An 18963-nucleotide genomic window follows, 5' to 3' on the forward strand; every position below is an offset into this window, starting at 1 on the left:
GGTGCTGAATAAAGGTGTACAGGAAGTGACACCAACATTGGAGATAATGTTATGGATGCAAACAATAAGCACGAGTTAAAACAAGGCTTATCCAATCGGCATATTCAACTCATCGCGCTAGGAGGTGCGATCGGAACAGGGTTATTCTTAGGTCTTTCTCAAACGATTAAACTGGCAGGTCCTTCAATTTTATTAGGATATGCGATTGCTGGAATTATCGCTTTCTTAATTATGCGTCATTTAGGTGAAATGGTTGTAGAGGAGCCAGTAAGTGGTTCTTTTAGTTATTTTGCGAACAAGTATTGGGGCAAAATGGCTGGTTTTATGTCTGGCTGGAATTACTGGGTGTTGTATGTGCTGGTAAGCATGGCTGAACTCAGTGCAATTGGAACCTTCATTCAGTTTTGGTGGCCTGAAATTCCGACATGGCTGACTGCTTTATTTTTCTTTATTTTAATTAACGGCATTAACTTAGTGAATGTCCGATTTTTTGGGGAATCCGAATTCTTATTTTCCTGCATTAAGATTGTTGCAATTTTAAGCATGATTGGTTTTGGTACTTATCTCTTATTTACAGGTTCTGCTGGTCCGCAAGCAGGTATTGCAAATTTATGGCAACACGGTGGTTTCTTCCCGCACGGGATTCACGGTTTTGTCATGGCTTTAGCTGTTATTATGTTTGCATTTGGTGGTCTAGAACTTATTGGTATTGCTGCTGCTGAAACGAAAAAACCTGAAACCACTATTCCTAAAGCAGTAAATCAGATTGTTTATCGTATTTTAATTTTTTATATCGGTGCTATTGGGATCTTGCTGTGCCTTTACCCTTGGAATATGGTGGCAGAAGGTGGTAGCCCATTTGTTATGATTTTCCAGTCATTAAACAGTAATGGTGTTGCGAATGTCTTGAACTTTGTGGTCTTGATTGCTGCTATTTCAGTTTATAACAGCTGTATCTATTGTAATAGCCGTATGCTGCATGGCTTAGCAGAGCAGGGCAATGCTCCGGCAATTTTGAAAAAAGTAAATAGCCGTGGTATTCCAGTTCCGGCAGCGGTTGTTTCTGCATCAATCACAGCAATATGTGTGGTCGTAAATTACCTAATTCCTGGACAAGCCTTTCAACTCTTTATGATGTTGGTTGTGGCTGCACTTGTCATTAACTGGCTTATGATTTCAGTCACACATTTGAAATTTACCAAAGCAATGAAATTGCAAAAACGTCAAACCAAATTTCAAAGCATTATGAGTCCATGGAGTAATTATTTAACCATTAGCTTTGTATGCTTTATTCTTATTATTATGGCAATGACGCCAGATATGAGATTGGCCGTTATTTTAGGCCCAATTTGGCTTGCTGTTTTAGCACTGATGTATTTCTTAAAATATCGTAAAAAAATGGTCGCAATGCCAGAAGTGCAATCGAATTAATCCAGTAAATTTACAATGATATTGCGGTTACCTTACACACGGTAGGTAACCCTTTATCTTTTGTCATATTATTTTCATGTTACAAATAAATTATTATCTACCGTAATTTTTGATCAGAATTTTAGTAATAAAATTATTTTTAGTCGTAAAAGTAAAAATACAGTTAAATTATCGATTTTTAAAATAATTATAATATCTTTTGTTTTTATATTTTATGAAGACTTAAAATCTATATTTTTAATCAGTGTCATAATAGAGACTAATATACAGAGTAAAATATCCGCTCAAGTTGAATTAAATATTTGATAACAGATAAAAAATAATAATGTGACAATTAACAATATCGAAATCATTAAAGCGTCATCATACTGTAACTTAATTGTCATATTTTCTATTCACAATGCAGCTATCGAAGAGCGTACAAGCACTCAACAAAAAGTGACGTACAACCTATTGCATTAATGAGAGAGAACAGAATGCGCTTAAATCCACGTCAAATCGCAATTGCGTTAGCAGTAACTGGGGCAGCTGTAACAACGACTGCAAATGCAGCTCGTGATACGATTCAAATTGCTGGTTCTTCAACTGTACTACCATTTGCCAGCGTTGTAGCTGAAGAGTTTGGTAATACATTTCCTCAATTTAAAACTCCTGTAGTTGGTTCTGGCGGTTCTTCTGCTGGTTTGAAACAATTCTGTCAAGGTGTTGGCGATAACACAATCGACGTTGCTAACGCTTCTCGTAAAATTAAAAGTACTGAAATTGAAGCTTGTAACAAAGCTGGTGTAAAACAAATTCAAGAAATCAAAATTGGTTACGACGGTATCGTATTTGCGTCTAACTCACACAAAGCAGCTTATAAATTAAAACCTTACCATGTGTTTGCTGCTTTGGCTGCACAGTTACCTTCAAAAGGTAAGTTGGTTCCAAACCCATATACAAACTGGAACCAGATTGACAAATCACTTCCAAATGAACCAATTACACTTGTAATTCCTGCATCTAACCACGGTACTCGTGAAGTTTTCCAAGAGAAAATGGTTGATGCTGGTTGTGAATCATATGAATACTTCAAGAACTTAGATAAAGATGCTCAGAAGAAAGCATGTTCTACTTTCCGTAAAGATGGCCGTGTAATTGAAATTGCTGGCGACTATACAGAAACTCTGGCTCGCTTAAAGACTTCTCCAAGTGCAGTAGGCGTGTTTGGTTTAAGTTTCTATGATATGAACCGTGACAAATTACGTGTAGCAACAGTAAATAACGTTGTTCCATCTGAGAAAACTGTATTGAACGGTACATATCCTGTGTCTCGTCCATTGTTCTTCTACGTGAAAGGCGAACATTTAAAATCAGTTAAAGGCTTACCGCAATATGTAGAATATTTCGTAAGCAAAAAAGCAACAGGTAAAGGTTCTAAAGCTGAACGTGATGGCTTAATCGCAATGTCTGATGCTGAACGTGCAAAAGTTTTGGCTGACTTTAAAGCAGGTAAAACTGTTAAATAAGTTAGTTTGAATGAAGGCTGGTGATCTTGAGAGTTCATCAGCCTTTTTGTCTAACTTGTTTTTTCCAAATTATGACAATTGAGAAAACAGTGGAGAGTACATGAATCTGCTACTTATCGGTGTGTTGTTAGCCCTTGTGGCAATCGCATATCAACTTGGGCTGAGAAAGAGCCGTAGCCTAGCAGGTAAGGGAAGCAACTCGGCGACATTACATTCTCGTCCTGGTTATTATGGTGCACTGGTTGGTCTTTGGTGCGGTATCCCTGCTTTTTTAATTTTGATCATTTGGAGCTTGGTTGAACCAAGTATTTTAAATCACATTATCTTTAATAATATTCCTGCATCTGTAAGTGCATCACTTGATGAAGCTGGCAGAAGTGTCTTGATTGATCGTGTTCAAGCGATTGCTTCAGGTTTTGGGGTAAGTGATAAGCCGGCAGCCTATGAATTAGCTGCTGCACAACAGTTTGCAAAATTTCAAACCATTGGCTCTTTTGCCAAATTTGCTGTTGTAGTTTGTGCAGCTTTATTAGGTTTAGTGTGGGCAAAGAAAAAGATTAATCAACAATATCGTGCGCGTAATCAAGTTGAACGTGCGATTAATGTTGCTTTGATTTTATGTTCTGGAGTTGCGATTTTAACAACCATCGGTATTGTGATGTCGATGTTTGGTGAAGCAATGCACTTCTTCCGTTTTGTAAGCCCGCTTGATTTCTTCTTCGGGACAGAGTGGAATCCAGGCTTTAGTACTTCGGGTAATGCTGAAGGTAGTTATGGTTTATTGCCATTACTCTGGGGCACACTCATGGTCAGCGGCATTGCTTTATTAGTAGCCGTACCCATTGGATTAATGATTGCCATTTATTTAGCTGAATATGCCTCTCCTTGGTTACGCTCGTGGGCAAAACCAACAATTGAAGTTTTAGCGGGTATTCCAACAATTGTTTATGGTGTTTTTGCCATGATGATTATTGGACCATTTTTCAAGACAGCTGGTGCTTACGTTGGTCTTGAAATTAACGCGACCAGTGCTTTAACTGCTGGTTTCGTGATGGGGATTATGATTATTCCGTTTGTTTCTTCTTTATCAGACGACATTATTACCCAAGTACCTCGTGCAATGCGTGACGGTTCTTTAGGACTTGGAGCAACGAAGTCTGAAACAATTCGTCAAGTCGTTTTACCTGCTGCTTTACCGGGTATTACTGGTGCCTTTTTATTAGCTGTCTCTCGTGCCGTAGGGGAAACCATGATTGTGGTTTTGGCAGCAGGGAACAGTCCACTTTTACATGCAAATCCATTTGAAGCTGTTTCGACAGTGACCGTTACGATCGTAAAACAGTTAACTGGTGATACTGACTTTGCCAGCCCACAAGCTTTGGTTGCATTCGCGTTAGGTCTGACACTCTTTGTGATTACCTTATGTTTAAACATTGTTGCACTGTACATTGTGCGTAAATACCGTGAGCAATACGAATGAGTACATCAAATACATCGTCTCCTATGGATCAGAACGTATTTGATCCACAAGCTGCTGCTCAAGCACGTGATCGCCGTAAAAAAGTGATTGAAAAGTCATTAGCTAAACGCCACCGTAAAGAAAAAGCTTTCCGTTTTGCTGGTTTATCGGCAGTTGTTATTGGTCTTGCATTCGTAGCGCTATTGTTTAGCAGTATTTTGGCAAAAGGTTTACCTGCTTTTTGGCAAACGAGCATGAATGTTCCAATTTACTTCGATCCGAAAGTCATTGATGCAGGTCCAGTCCCTGTACGTACTCAAGGTGAAACACCTGCTCATTACCAAGAGCGTTATGTCGATTGGCAAACTAAAATGGGTATGGTGGATTGGGATGGCATTATTGTAAATGGAATGATTGCCAAAGATCCTGCACTTGCTAGTGAGCGTGATTACTTAAGTAGTCTTTATGCAAGTTCAGAGGCTTATCGTTTACGTGACATGGTTTTTGCAGACCCATCACTTATTGGTAAAAAAGAAAATATTAATTTCTTGGGCGATGCCAATGTTGATGTCTGGTTAAAAGGTAATATTGACCGTTCATTGCCAGATGATCAGCAACAACTTGAACCAGAAGTACGTAAACTTGCGGATGAACTAAAAGCAAAAGGTGTTCTTGAAAATACGTTCAATTTGAACTTGTTTAAGAATCCGGACTCTCGTAGTTCACCAGCAATTAGTGGTCTTGCTGGCGCATTTATGGGTTCATTATTCATGATGCTGATTGTAATCATTATTGCGATTCCAATTGGTGTTGCCAGCGCAATCTATCTTGAAGAATTTGCTCCAAAGAATATTGTCACAGACATTATTGAAGTTAACATCAATAACCTTGCTGCTGTTCCTTCAATTGTGTTTGGTTTACTCGGTGCGGCAATTTTTATTGGCTGGATGCATTTACCGTTATCTGCTCCATTAGTTGGTGGTTTAGTTTTAAGTTTGATGACATTACCAACAGTCATTATTACTACGCGTGCTTCATTAAAAGCAGTGCCACCTTCTATTCGACAAGCCGCACTTGGTTTGGGAGCTTCTAAGTTCCAGACCATTTTCCACCACGTTTTACCATTAGCTTTACCAGGCATTATGACCGGCTCAATTATTGGTGTTGCTCATGCGCTTGGTGAAACTGCACCTTTACTTTTAATTGGAATGAGTGCATTCGTTGCAAGTATTCCAGCAACACCATTTGATCAATCAACTGCATTACCTGTCCAAGTTTACTTATGGCAAGGTAATGAGTTGCGTAACTTCTTCGAAGGCCGTACTGCCGCTGCGATTATCGTACTACTTGCACTAATGATTGGTTTAAACAGTCTTGCAATTTGGTTACGTAAAAAGTTCGAAGTGCGTTGGTAATAGAGGATAAATAATGAATACTATTGATATTACGAATTCCTTAGAAAAGGATAAGTTAGTGAACACTGAACAATCTCAATTTACAGATAAATCGCAGAATCATGGCACTTCGTATGTTTCGCATTTTGAACCACAAACCTCAAAAAAGCAGAACTCAACCGAAATCAAAATTAGTGCACAAGATGCCCATGTTTATTATGGTGATTTTGAAGCGATTAAAGGTATTGACCTTGATATTTACAAGAACGAAGTTATTGCTTTTATTGGACCGTCAGGTTGTGGTAAATCGACCTTTCTTCGTACGATAAACCGCATGAATGACACTATTGATGGTTGCCGTGTGACAGGTAAAATTACACTCGATAACCACAATATTTATGATCCAAACCTTGATGTCGTATTATTACGTGCTCAGGTTGGTATGGTATTCCAAAAGCCAAACCCGTTCCCTAAAACTATTTTTGATAACGTAGCTTATGGCCCTAAACTTCATGGTCTCGCGCGCGATAAATATGATCTTGAAGAAATTGTTGAAAATAGCTTGCGTAAAGCGGGTTTATGGGAAGAAGTGAAAGATCGTTTGAATCAACCAGGTACTGGTTTATCAGGTGGTCAGCAACAACGTTTATGTATTGCTCGTACAATTGCAGTAAGTCCTGAAGTGATTTTGATGGATGAGCCATGTTCTGCACTTGACCCAATCGCAACAGCAAAAATCGAAGAATTGATTTCTGATCTATCAGAGCAATATACAATTGTAATTGTGACTCACTCAATGCAACAAGCGGCACGTGTTTCAGATCGTACTGCTTATTTCCATTTAGGTGATTTGATTGAAGTTAACTCAACTGAAAAAGTCTTTACTCAACCTGACCATCAGTTAACGGAAGCTTATATTACTGGACGATTCGGTTAATTAGTCTTCCATATAAAAAAAGAGCCATGTGCTCTTTTTTTATTTTATAAATGAAAATGACTCTATTTTGCAAAAACGCTATTGAATTTTAATCAAAAGGACCACATCTTAAGGCTATAAAAGATAACTTATGAGCTTAGAATTTTATGTTATTCCATTTGCCTAAACTCCCTGCAGAAATACGTGTGAGTCATTTAAATGCACGTGTAAATGAACAGAGAAAAAAAATTGCACAAACAACTGCAAGCCGTTTAGAACTTTTACAATTGGCTCAACAACTTGCTAAAGAAGCTAAAATTCGCCGTAAAAACAATCAGAAAATCTTTGTTTTAGATTTTAAGGGTGATATTCAGGCCTCAGCAGTTGAAAACTTGCGAGAAGAAATTACCCTCATTTTAGCAACCGCTAAAGCAGGCCGTGACCGTGTTGTGGTTCGCCTTGAAAGCCCAGGAGGCATGGTACATGGTTATGGTCTAGCAGCAGCTCAATTGGTACGTCTACGCGATGCGGGCTTCCATTTGACGATTTGCGTAGACAAAGTAGCAGCAAGTGGCGGCTATATGATGGCATGTATTGCAAATGAAATTATTGCGGCGCCGTTTGCTATTGTTGGTTCAATTGGTGTGGTTGCTCAAGTTCCAAACTTTAACCGTCTTTTAAAACAACACAATGTGGATTTCGAGCTTTACACAGCAGGGCAATATAAGCGTACTGTCACGATGTTTGGTGAAAATACCCCTGAAGGTAAAGCGAAGTTCGAAGAAGAGCTTCAACAAACTCATGTGTTATTTAAACATTTTGTAGAGAAGTACCGTCCACAACTTAATGTTGATAAAGTCGCTACAGGTGAGCATTGGTATGGTGAAGATGCGCTAGATTTAAATCTTGTTGATAAATTACAAACATCTGATGAGTATCTATTAGCGTTATTACCACAGCATGATGTTTATGTGATTAATACACGTAAGAAAGCAACATTAGGTGAAAAGTTAGGTTTGCAAGCGGCTCAAATGGCAGATAGCTTGATTCCGGCTGTAATGAATAAAGTTGCAGACACGTTGGCCAAAGCCAATTCAACCTTAGTGCAAATGCGTGATACTAGATTTTAATTAAGCTAGATTTTGAAATAGAGAGTACCTACATAGGTGCTCTTTTTTTTATGTGAGTGATGAAAGAAATTTGATTAATATTTGTTTAAGTTTCAATTGTCAGAGTTATAGTTAATCTTTCACTTCTGAGTTTTTGTAATGTCAAAAACATGGTCACACATTGATATTCTCATACGTATTTTACATATCATTATTATGCTTGGTTTTATTGGTGCTTACTTCACAGGAGATAAAGAAGATCTGCACCAAGTCCATATGATGTTTGGGTACATACTTCTTATTAGTATTACTGTACGAGTGATCTGGGATTTTTTGAGTCCACATATTTCAAGTACAACACCATTCGGTATTAAAAAACGAAGTAACATAGCGATAAATGCGATCAAAAAATCTTTAAGTCATGCAAACTTTAAGAGTATTTTTTCAAAAAATTCAATTCATTCAATCAGTATTGGACTTTTTCAAGCTTCAATTGTACTTATATTTCTCGTGATTCCAATTGTGGTGGGGCTAGGGTATGCAACTGAACATGTTAATTTTTCTTTGAAAGACCTACATGAATTTTTTGCAAACTTGTTTTTAGCTTTGGTTTTGTTGCATGTTTCAACTCTTATTCTAAATAGCATTTTTGCAAAACGTTTTCAGGGCTGGAGTATGCTGAAAATGACCTTGTCAGATGCGAAAATAACTAAATTTGCTGCTTTATGTCTTTTGATTCTGATAGGCACTTTTAGCTTCTTTTACTTACGAATGTAAATGATGGAATTAATATATGAGAGATTTAGTAAATACTCGAACACGGTGAAATTTAAGGGTGATATGAGTTTTATGAGAAATAGATATTTTAATTAAAAGTCAAAAATAATTATTGATAAATATGCTTTTTGAATTGTGATAAACACATGGTTTTGATATTTTAAACAGCAATAAAATAGCTTTTAGATGAATCATTTAAAAAGTTAGACATTTAAAAATATAATTGAAATTCAGGATAGGAAATAATGACAAGAATAATTGTGGCATCCAAAGAGGGTTTGGACGTTCTACAAGATGGTCGGCTCAATAAAGTGGTTTTAAACCAACCAGCAATCATTCAAATTGGTGTAAGTCAAAAAGATATAGCATCAATGGAAAAGCAAGGTGGAAGTCTTATCATCCATTTAAAAAATGGTGAAACCCTTGTTTTAGAAAATTTCTTTAATGAAGCAACAAATACAACAGACCATTCACTTGTTTTTCCGACTGAACACGGAAAATTTGTTGAAGCCCAATTCGACGCACAAGGTAAGGTGATCGACTATACAGGTTTAAACCATGTCACAGATTTAGCCTATACAAGTACTAGTCAACCAGCTTCAACAATGGCAGTTGATAATGATCCAAGTTTTTCGATGGGTAATGTAGTAAAAGCAGGTTTGGCGGTCTTAGCTGCTGAAGGTTTATATTTGTGGGCTTTTGATAAAGATGACAAAGATGATTCACCTGTTGATGTCCCAAACACTGCGAAACCAACAGAACTCAAACTTGCAGATGATGCTGTTACCGTCACTGGTAAGGCAGAAGCTAATGCCAAAATTTATATTAAAGATTTAAATGGAAATGTGGTTGCTTCTGGTAACACAGATGCAAGTGGTAATTTTACGATTAAGCTTGATAAACCTTTGACAGATGGAAATAAATTAAATGTCTTTGCTCAAAATGGAGGTGGTAAAGAGTCTACTGGTGCTGCTATTACAGGTACAAAAGATACAATTGCTCCCGATGCTCCACAAGCCCAGTTAAGTGAAGATGGTTCAATATTAGATGGTAAGGCTGAACCAGATGCAATGGTTTTCATTTATGATGCCAGTGGTAAATTGATAGATACTACAAAAGCAAATTCAGATGGGAAGTTTTCTTACAAATTTACTCCACCTTTGACCAGCGAAGCGGGTGGTAAAGTGGTTGCTGTAGATAAAGCTGGAAATGAATCTGAGCCAACTAAAATCATTGCTGGAAAAGACACTTTCGCTCCAGATATTCCTTTAGTTGAAGTGAATAAAGAAGGAACAGTGGTTGAAGGAATCGCAGAGGCTAATACCAAAGTACAAATTAAAGATGCTAATGGCAAAGTGATTGGAATGGGTACGGCCAATGCCCAAGGTGAATTTCAAATCACGCTTTCTTCTGCATTAAAAGAATCACAAAAGGCAACGATTGTTGTTGAAGATGCGGCAGGTAATACGTCAAAGCCCTTAGAAATTTCTATAGATTATGACACTATAGCGCCAGATAAACCTACAGCTCAAGTGAATGCAGAGGGAACATCTGTTACTGGTACAGCCGAAGCTAATGCGAAAATACAAATAACAATAGGTACTAAGGTAATTGGTACGGGAACGGCAGATGCGAATGGAAAATTTACAATCGCGATTTCTCCTGTTTTAACTGATAATAAGACTGCAAAGGTTACCGCAATAGATAGTGCTGGTAATAGTTCAGTAGCATCAGAAGTCACAGGAACAAAAGATACTACACCTCCTGATAAACCTAGTTTTAGTGTATATGATGATAATGGGACTACTTTAAAACAAATACTTGTTAACTCAGAAACAGATGATGCAACTCCAAAATTTACTGTTAAAGTTGAATCTCATGCAACTTTGACTATTTATGATAATGGAGTAGTCATTTCAATTATTACAATAGGTGATTTAGGTAAGAATACGACTTGGTCATTTACACTTGATAAAGATTTAGCTGTTGGGAAACATACAATTACTTTAATTCAAAAAGATGCAGCAGGTCTTCCCAGTGAAGAGAGTTCACCATTTACCTTTTATGTCGTCGCACCAAAAGTGGCGAGTACGAGTGAAGTTGTCAGTAGTGATGTAAATGAAGTTGTCCCTTCTATGGTGGATAGTGTCGGGTTAAATACATTAAAGTTAGCGCAAACTACAACCAATGAAACGACTAGTCAGCAGCAAAAATCTGTGTCATTAGATGATTTATTAAAAAGTTCTTCAACAGATACTTCTGACCCAATCGCAAAAATTTTATCTGCAACAGATTCTAAGCCTGTAGTGAATGAGCAGAGCGAAGTAAATAATACAGCGAGTGATGCCACAACTAATCTAGAACAGCTTCTACCAAATACGACTTCTTCGGCTTTATCAACTCTGTTAGATCAAACTTATTCAGTCGTTTAAATAATTCATAAATAAAAAAGCGCTCATTGAGCGCTTTTTTATTTATGAATTATTTATTTTAGGTATTTTTATAAGAGCCGCCAGTTCATAGAGAATTGCACCAATCGTTGCTAACAACATATCTTTATGGGCATCCCACATGTCACCTTGTTGGCCATTATAATTTTCGGCTTGCTCTGGCGATAAGCCAATCGCAATTGCCCATTCAATGAGTTCATAAAAAACGCTAGATGCCATGACGAATTGGACCACAAGTAAAAACAGAGTAAAAGGCCGTGCTGTAGGTAACCAAACTTGAAAAACTCTATAAATAAGAGGGTAGAGCAAAACACCATAGGCAAGATGAACTAAACGATCATACATGTTGCGGGACCATCCCATGTATTGATCTAGATTGAAATGGAATATATGTTGAATCCAATCATTGTAAGGAACATATGAATACAAATAGTGCGCACCGATAATATGGATCAACAAGAACACTAAATAAAAAGTAAAACTTAAAAAATCGAGGCCAATCTTTTTAAAAATAATAAAAAGCAAAATCAACATAAAAACAGTGCCTGCTTGATGAAGTAAATAGGCTTCAAATTCAAGGGGCTGGATCCCAGACAATATAATGGCAATAAAAATAAGGCCAAGAGCAATATAGTGTTTAAGTTTGAATTGTTTTTCGATCATTTTAGAAATATAACTTTATTGTGCTTTATATTAGTGTAATAAAAAAGCGAAGCCGAAGCTCCGCTTTTTATGAACTTTTTAATTAGATTTTGCTAATTAAATCGTTAATTTGTTTAGCTTGTTCAGCTGCATTACCTGTGTAAGTTGCAGGAGTAAGTTCAGCTAAACGTGCGCGCTCTTCGCTTGGTACTTGAGAAAGTTCATCACCATTTACGAAGTTAACCATCATGTCGCGAGTCATTGCTTGACCACGAGTTAATGCTTTTAACTTCTCATATGGCTTTTCAACGTTATAACGACGCATAACAGTTTGAATTGGCTCTGCTAAAACTTCTTGAGCTTGATCAAGATCTTCAAGTAAACGGTTTGCATTGAGCTCAAGTTTGCCAACACCTTTTAAACACGCATCAAAAGCAATTAAACTTTGCGCAAAACCAACACCCATATTACGAAGTACAGTAGAGTCAGTTAAGTCACGCTGCCAGCGAGAAATTGGTAATTTTTCGCCTAAGTGTGCCAATACAGCATTTGCAATACCTAAGTTACCTTCAGAGTTTTCAAAGTCAATTGGGTTAACTTTGTGTGGCATAGTTGAAGAACCAACTTCACCATCTTTCAATCTTTGTTTGAAGTAACCTAAAGAAATGTAACCCCATACGTCACGGTTAAAGTCGATTAAAATCGTGTTAAAGCGACGTAAGGCATCAAACAACTCTGCCATGTAGTCATGTGGTTCGATTTGTGTCGTGTATGGGTTGAACGTTAAACCTAAAGATTCAACAAAAGCTTGAGCATGTGCTGCCCAGTCAACATCTGGGTAAGCAGAAAGGTGAGCATTGTAGTTACCTACAGCACCGTTGATTTTGCCGAGTAGCTCAACATTTTCAAATTGTTTAATTTGGCGAGCTAAACGGTATGCAACGTTCGCCATTTCTTTACCCAAAGTTGTTGGGCTTGCAGTTTGACCGTGTGTACGAGACAACATTGGTTGTTCAGCGTGAGCTGTTGCTAAAGTAGAGATCGCATTTAAAATTTGCTTCATGCTTGATACTAAAACTTCGCGGCCGTTTTTAAGCATGAGTGCATGAGACAAGTTATTAATATCTTCTGAAGTACATGCAAAGTGAATGAACTCACCTGCATTTTGTAATTCAGCGATACCTGCGATTTTCTCTTTTAAGAAATATTCAACAGCTTTTACATCATGGTTAGTTGTGCGCTCAATTTCTTTAATGCGGTTTGCATCTTCTTCAGAAAAGTTGCTAACAATTGCATCTAAAGCTGCATTTGTTTCATTTGAAAAAGGAGCAACTTCAACAATTTCTGGACGGTTAGAAAGCGCTTGTAACCAACGCACTTCTACAGTGACACGAGCATGAATTAAACCAAACTCAGAAAGAAAAGGGCGTAGCGCATCACATTTGCTGGCATAACGTCCATCTAATGGTGATAGTGCGGTTAAAGCGTTCATAACGATTCCTTAATGTTGGAATAAACATAAAACAAAAAATAATCTCTTTACAGCCTTAGATGACTTGGTACTGTAAACGAGCAAGTGCCTGAATATCCTGTAGCAATTTACGTTTGCTAAAAATCATGTTCCAAGAACTACCACCGAGTTGTCGCCATAAATGGGCCATTTGTAAACCAGTAAACAGACAAGCACGGATGCGGTTAGTATGGTTGGTATCTTTAAATGCTTCTGCATTACCACGAACGAGAATGCGAGGGTTAATCTGCCCAGCAGTATCAACATAAGTTTGAGCCAAATTGGCTAAAATGCTTGGGTGTAAGTAGTTATTATCAAAAAAAGAAAGCTGTTTTAAAATTTTTTGCTGAGCTTTTTCAATGATTGCGACGTATTCAGGATTGCTATAGACCTTCTTTTCTAATTGCAAAAGGGACATCGCATATGACATTGGGAGCTTGGCAGTTCCCATTTTCGGAAGACGAGATTTGGGCATATTTGTAAAAGGTTGAGTAATACAATTTTCGAGGGTTTTAAGCCCTAAAGAAATATCTGCCAACTGATTAAAAAAATCTAATGTTTGCACACCATTGTTGACTGTAGGGCGAATATTTAAACTCGCTTTGATTAACAGCTCAAAATAGAAGTTACCACTTTCACCAATACTCTGCTGACCCGTTAAAGCTGTCATGTGCGTGAGCTGGGTAGCCTGAAATACCCCAGCCAAGGCAAGGGCACGGTTTTGGCGAACATTCAAGGCTTGTGATTGTTGAAATGGTAACTCCACCATGTCATTCATTCCCTTAAATAAAATTTGGTGTAGGGGCATTTGTATGGTGAATGACACCCCCGCCTAAGCAAACTTCATCTGAATAAAATACAACGCTTTGACCCGGTGTAACAGCACGCTGAGGTTCATCAAACTCAACTCGTACACCGTGTTCACTATTTTCATCAATAAAAACTGTACATGTCTGATCAGGTTGGCGATAGCGTGTTTTAGCTGTACAGCGTAAACCTTCAACAGGAATATTCTGTTCACCCGCCACCCAGTCAATTGACTCACTCCAAAGCTGTGTGCTTTGCATGAGAGGGTGTTCATGTCCCTGACCAATAACGAGGCGATTATTGGCAATATCTTTATGTAGTACGAACCATGCACCTTCCGCTGCACCCTTCAAACCACCTAGACCAATTCCGCCACGTTGACCGAGCGTATAGTACATCAGACCGTGATGTTCACCAACTTCTTTACCTGTATCAAGTACAATTTTTCCAGGTTGAGCGGGCAAATATTGTTTAAGGAAGTCATTAAATCGACGTTCGCCAATAAAACAGATTCCTGTAGAGTCTTTTTTCTTGGCTGTAGCAAGATCAAGTTCTTCAGCAATTCTGCGGACTTCTGGTTTTTCAATCTCACCTACTGGAAATAGGGTTTTGTTAATTTCTTTACCATGAACAGCATGCAAGAAATAAGTTTGATCTTTGTTATTGTCTACACCACGTAATAATGGTGCGTAGGCTTCGCCTTTCGAGTTATATGCAGTTTCACCACGGCGAGCATAATGACCAGTCGCGATAAAGTCTGCACCTAAAGTCATGGCATGATCTAAAAATGCGCGGAATTTAATTTCTTTATTACATAAAATATCTGGGTTTGGGGTGCGTCCAGCTGCATATTCAGCTAAGAAAAGTTCAAACACGCGATCCCAATATTCCATAGCAAAGTTTGCTGTATGGAGTTTAATACCGATTTTATCCGCTACTGCTTGAGCATCGGCTAAATCTTCCATTGCCGTACAGTATTCCGTGCCGTCGTCTTCCTCCCAGTTCTTCATGAAAAGACCTTCAACTTGATATCCTTGTTGAAGTAAAAGTGCTGCAGAAACAGAAGAGTCTACACCACCAGACATACCGACGATGACACGTTGTTGCATAGGACTAGGCATCCAAATGAGAAGTTAATGAGGGAGAGAAAGGGTGCTCATAAATAAGCGATAAAGGATAACGGTGGCCTTTTATGGCATCTTCAACTGCTTTGAGCACGAGTGGACTACGAGCACGAGCAGATTCTTTGAGCTCATCTGGTGTCATCCACACAGCAGCTACAATATCTGTATCGAGTTGAGGATTATTTTCAACTTGAGTCACATGTGCTAGAAAACAGAAGCGGTAATAGGTACGATCCGGAAACATGGGCGGGGTATACGTATAAATACCAAGCAAGGCATCAATTTCAACATGATGACCTGTTTCTTCAAGTGTTTCTCGAATAGCGGCTTCTGTTAATGACTCACCGCATTCCACATGACCAGCAGGTTGGTTAAATACTGTGTGTACAAAACCTTCGCTATGTTCTTCAACAAAAAGATAGCGTCCGTCTTTTTCTACGACTGTAGCAACAGTGACATGAGGAGTCCATGCGGCCATAAAAAAGCACCATGATTTAAAAGACGTATGATACGAAATTTAGGGGTTTTTGGCTATGATAAGATTTTTATAAATCTTTTTACTCATCAAGATTTCTTCTTTTCCATGAATTATCAATACAATCTCTTTCAGCAGTCTGGCCATAATCAAGATCAAAAACTTCATTTAAACTTGAATCTCTTAGTATCATTTGTTCTAAGGCAACAAGACGAATATCCTCTGGTTCCTGGTTGCCTGTTAGAAATTGCCAATCTCCATCATTATCATGAATAACTCTTAAAATAGGTTGATTGAAATCCAGCCATTGTCGAGTGGTGAAAACACCTAAATTTCTAGCCTCTCTAAATTTAAAATTAGCATTTCGATCTAGTAAAGGCTGATCATAAATGAACTTTTCCTCATATCCATCTTCCCAAGGAAATTTGTCATTGCGATCAGTCCAGACTAATTGTAAAGCTGAGAATTTATTATGTTGGTAATAATTTAGCGCCCCACCAAAATAATCTTCAATATTCCTTAAGTCTACAGGTAAAAACTGAGCACGACTTTCTTTAAAAAATTTGTCATTGTAATCTTGATAGGAGATGATTTTTTCTCCATTTTTAATTAGGTTTGCTACATCATTAATAATGAGATGAGCTAGATCCGTAGATAATCCAAAACAGATAATTTCAGGATGCTGATAACTCTCATATAAACCCACACTGTAACTAAAAGAGGGTAAATAGTCCGTTGCGCTAATTCCCATAACTTGTAATCCATATTCTTCAATATTGATTTTGATTTGGTTTATTAGTTCATGTTCACTAGGGCAGTTATCTAAGCTCACTATTTATTTCTCAAAGGTTTATTATTCTTGTAAATGCAATATACAGGTCAATTAAATTAAAAATAGCAAAGTTAGACTTCACTATTTTTATGATTATTTTGTACTTTTACATAATGTCTTGCCGAATAAGGAAGAAACGCTAATTCTTTTTCGGTTAGTGGTCGCACTTGCTGTACAGGGCTTCCTACATATAGGTAACCACTTTTTAAGACTTTACGCGGTGGAACCAAACTTCCAGCACCAATCATCACATCGTCTTCAATAATCACGTCATCTAAAATAACAGTATTGATTCCGATTAAAACTCGGTTGCCAATGGTACAGCCATGCAAAGTCACATGATGTCCAACCGTCACATCTTCACCAATAATAAGAGGTGAGCCATTAGGTTTTGCATCATTTTTATGGCTAACGTGCAACATACAATGGTCTTGTACATTACTGTTTTTACCAATTTTAATACTATTTACGTCACCACGAATGACGGCAAAAGGCCAGACAGAAACGTTTTCGGCTAAGCTGACTTCACCGACTACAACGGCCATGTCATCAACATAACATGTTGTATCAACTTGAGGACGGTGTTCAAGATAAGGACGTATGTTCTTTGCCATGAGTAGTATCAAAATAAAATTTAGATGAATTATAAAATAAAAAAGCACTCAGGCTAAATAGCATGAGTGCTTAATTCAACTATTCAAAAATTAGAATAAGTTGCTGAAGAATTGTTTAACATGGTCGATTAAGCGTGCAAAGAATCCTGCTTCTTCAACTGGTTTTAATGCTACTAATGGCTTTTCAGCAATTACTTTGCCGTCAAGGCTAGCAACAAGTTTGCCCACAACTTGGCCTTTTTGAAGCGGTGCATTTAAGTTAGGTTGAACAACTAACTGTGTTTTAATGCCGTTAGCTTTGCCTTTAGGCATAGTCACGCTAAAGTTTTCAGCTAGACCAATTTGAACTTCATCTTCTTTACCAAACCACACTTTTGCTTTTGCAAGAACTTGATTGGCTGGTTGAATATTTGCAGTTTCAAAGTTTGCAAAGCCCCAAGACAATAATGTACGCGTTTGGTTGGCACGTTCATTAACGCTATCCGTTCCGAAAATAACGGAAATAAGACGCATCGGACCACGTTTGCTTGAAGTTGTTAAGCAGTAACCCGCTTCATCTGTATGACCTGTTTTTAAACCATCTACGCTTGGGTCTGTGTAAAGCAAGGCGTTACGGTTACCTTGTTTAATGCCGTTAAACGTAAATTCTTTTTCAGAGTAGATTGGGTAATATCTTGAGCTGTCTTTAATAATATGTTGCGCTAAAACAGCCATATCTTTAGCACTTGAATAATGACCTTCTGCCGGTAAACCAGTTGAGTTCATAAACTGGGTATTTGTCATGCCGATACGTTTTGCTTCCTGATTCATCATGTGCGCAAACGTGCCTTCATTTCCGGCAATATGTTCAGCCATTGCTTTTGATGCATCATTACCTGACTGAATAATGATACCGCGAAGCATTTCTAGAACAGTCGCTGTACCATTTAAAGGAACATACATACATGATTCAGAGCTGCTTCCTTTACACCATGCAGACTCGTTCATACGAACCTGCTCATTTTCAGTCAGTTCACCTTTTAATAATTTTTGTTCAATGATGTAGCTTGTCATCATTTTTGTCATTGAAGCAGGTGCAAGCTTTTCGTTTTCATTTTTAGAAGCGAGAATTTGTCCTGTCTCATAATCCATTAATACATAAGACTTATTATTTAATTCTGGCGGAGCTGATAAGACAGTTGCTGCATAAGAAAAACTTGGTAAGAGGAGGAGTGCAGCAATAGCGCTTTTTCGAGTCATTCTAGGTAATTCCAATATCTTGTATGAAGCAGAAGAACCTAGCATTTTAGGATAAAGCAAAGCCGACTTCTATGGGGGAAGTCGGCTTTTTCAAACAGTATTGTAACTCAAGAGTTTTTTACTAATTTAGTTTTGCGATTGATAAGCTTTCACGTCTTGACAAACTAATGTGTTTTGCTCGTTACCCGCAGCTTTTGCATCATTACGCGCTTCTTTTAGGACTTTCTTGAAACTTTTGTCTTTAGCACGTTTCTCTAAAGCTGCAACTGGGTCGGCTTCATTTGGTAAATAGTCTTTTACTAAACGTTCATAGCCTTGAGCAAAATCAGCATCTTTTTTGCCAATAAGGCTTGGGCAAATTTCAGAAAGTACTTGAATTGCAGCTAATTCTTCAGGAGTTATAGTTTGCTGTGGAGTTACTTCAACAACATTTTCATTTTCGGTTTTCTTTTCAGCTGTTTTCTTCTTATCAGCAGCAAAACCAACTGTTGCCATGCTCATAAGTAAAACCAAAGAGAGCGATTGAACTAAGCTTTTCTTCATAAACATCGATAACCTAAAATAAAATTTTTAAATATGTCGATAGCTTAACCAATTTACAGGTTAAAAAAATGGAAAAAATGTATTGTTATGTTGGTTTTCTGCTTAATACCAAGCAGAAAACCTCAGTAAATAA

General features: G+C 37.7%; 17 protein-coding genes. 8 read left to right on the forward strand and 9 right to left on the reverse strand.

The genetic code is table 11. The features are described from left to right. Window positions 1–51 precede the first annotated feature (51 nt). The 8 genes from F968_RS04830 to blp2 all read left to right on the forward strand — a co-directional run bounded on the left by F968_RS04830 (window position 52) and on the right by blp2 (window position 11026). On the forward strand, window positions 52–1431 hold the full coding sequence (locus F968_RS04830; RefSeq protein ID WP_004790861.1) for an amino acid permease: 1380 nt from the start codon (window positions 52–54) through the stop codon (window positions 1429–1431). Window positions 1432–1907: 476 nt separating this feature from the next. Further along, complete coding sequence (locus F968_RS04835) at window positions 1908–2939, forward strand: substrate-binding domain-containing protein (protein WP_004790863.1); 1032 nt, start codon at window positions 1908–1910, stop codon at window positions 2937–2939. A 100-nt stretch (window positions 2940–3039) separates the two neighbouring features. Continuing rightward, window positions 3040–4419, forward strand: coding sequence for a phosphate ABC transporter permease subunit PstC (gene pstC, locus F968_RS04840; protein WP_004790865.1), 1380 nt, complete (start codon window positions 3040–3042; stop codon window positions 4417–4419). Next, window positions 4416–5813: a phosphate ABC transporter permease PstA gene (gene pstA, locus F968_RS04845; RefSeq protein WP_004790867.1), complete on the forward strand. Its 1398-nt coding sequence runs from the start codon at window positions 4416–4418 to the stop codon at window positions 5811–5813. The genes pstC and pstA overlap by 4 nt, the downstream gene beginning before the upstream one ends. Before the next feature lie 13 nt (window positions 5814–5826). Next, a complete protein-coding gene (pstB, locus tag F968_RS04850) occupies window positions 5827–6729 on the forward strand; it encodes a phosphate ABC transporter ATP-binding protein PstB (protein ID WP_004790869.1) in 903 nt (300 codons plus the stop codon). A 146-nt stretch (window positions 6730–6875) separates the two neighbouring features. After that, window positions 6876–7838 carry a protease SohB gene (gene sohB / locus F968_RS04855; RefSeq protein ID WP_004790871.1) on the forward strand — a complete coding sequence of 321 codons (963 nt, stop codon included), beginning with the start codon at window positions 6876–6878 and terminating at the stop codon, window positions 7836–7838. Between the two features lie 138 nt (window positions 7839–7976). Then, on the forward strand, window positions 7977–8594 hold the full coding sequence (locus F968_RS04860) for a cytochrome b/b6 domain-containing protein (protein ID WP_004790872.1): 618 nt from the start codon (window positions 7977–7979) through the stop codon (window positions 8592–8594). Between the two features lie 245 nt (window positions 8595–8839). Then, entirely contained in the window at window positions 8840–11026 is a 2187-nt protein-coding gene (blp2, locus tag F968_RS04865) for an Ig-like repeat protein Blp2 (RefSeq protein WP_004790875.1), read from the forward strand. Window positions 11027–11068: 42 nt separating this feature from the next. Here the strand turns inward: blp2 and F968_RS04870 are convergent, their stop codons facing one another. The 9 genes from F968_RS04870 to F968_RS04910 all read right to left on the reverse strand — a co-directional run bounded on the left by F968_RS04870 (window position 11069) and on the right by F968_RS04910 (window position 18836). Then, the gene (locus tag F968_RS04870; RefSeq protein ID WP_004790876.1) at window positions 11069–11707 is read right to left on the reverse strand and encodes a DUF2238 domain-containing protein; all 639 of its coding nucleotides are present in this window, start codon (window positions 11705–11707) and stop codon (window positions 11069–11071) included. A gap of 82 nt (window positions 11708–11789) precedes the next feature. Continuing rightward, on the reverse strand, window positions 11790–13178 hold the full coding sequence (gene purB, locus F968_RS04875) for an adenylosuccinate lyase (RefSeq protein ID WP_004790879.1): 1389 nt from the start codon (window positions 13176–13178) through the stop codon (window positions 11790–11792). A 55-nt stretch (window positions 13179–13233) separates the two neighbouring features. Further along, on the reverse strand, window positions 13234–13965 hold the full coding sequence (gene hflD / locus F968_RS04880) for a high frequency lysogenization protein HflD (protein WP_004643577.1): 732 nt from the start codon (window positions 13963–13965) through the stop codon (window positions 13234–13236). Between the two features lie 13 nt (window positions 13966–13978). After that, window positions 13979–15112: a tRNA 2-thiouridine(34) synthase MnmA gene (gene mnmA, locus F968_RS04885; RefSeq protein ID WP_004790881.1), complete on the reverse strand. Its 1134-nt coding sequence runs from the start codon at window positions 15110–15112 to the stop codon at window positions 13979–13981. A 4-nt stretch (window positions 15113–15116) separates the two neighbouring features. Then, window positions 15117–15605, reverse strand: a complete 489-nt coding sequence (locus tag F968_RS04890) for an NUDIX hydrolase (RefSeq protein ID WP_004790883.1) — start codon at window positions 15603–15605, stop codon at window positions 15117–15119. Between the two features lie 79 nt (window positions 15606–15684). Beyond that, on the reverse strand, window positions 15685–16434 hold the full coding sequence (locus F968_RS04895; RefSeq protein ID WP_004790885.1) for a DUF4262 domain-containing protein: 750 nt from the start codon (window positions 16432–16434) through the stop codon (window positions 15685–15687). A 71-nt stretch (window positions 16435–16505) separates the two neighbouring features. After that, window positions 16506–17048 (reverse strand): gamma carbonic anhydrase family protein, encoded by a 543-nt coding sequence (locus tag F968_RS04900; protein WP_004790887.1) that lies wholly within the window; start codon window positions 17046–17048, stop codon window positions 16506–16508. 90 nt (window positions 17049–17138) lie between these two features. Then, window positions 17139–18287 carry a D-alanyl-D-alanine carboxypeptidase PBP5/6 gene (gene dacC, locus F968_RS04905; RefSeq protein WP_004790888.1) on the reverse strand — a complete coding sequence of 383 codons (1149 nt, stop codon included), beginning with the start codon at window positions 18285–18287 and terminating at the stop codon, window positions 17139–17141. A gap of 126 nt (window positions 18288–18413) precedes the next feature. After that, complete coding sequence (locus F968_RS04910; RefSeq protein ID WP_004790891.1) at window positions 18414–18836, reverse strand: MCR_0457 family protein; 423 nt, start codon at window positions 18834–18836, stop codon at window positions 18414–18416. Window positions 18837–18963 lie beyond the last annotated feature (127 nt).

Origin of the sequence: Acinetobacter sp. NIPH 817, assembly GCF_000368405.1 — a bacterium.
GTDB lineage: Bacteria > Pseudomonadota > Gammaproteobacteria > Pseudomonadales > Moraxellaceae > Acinetobacter.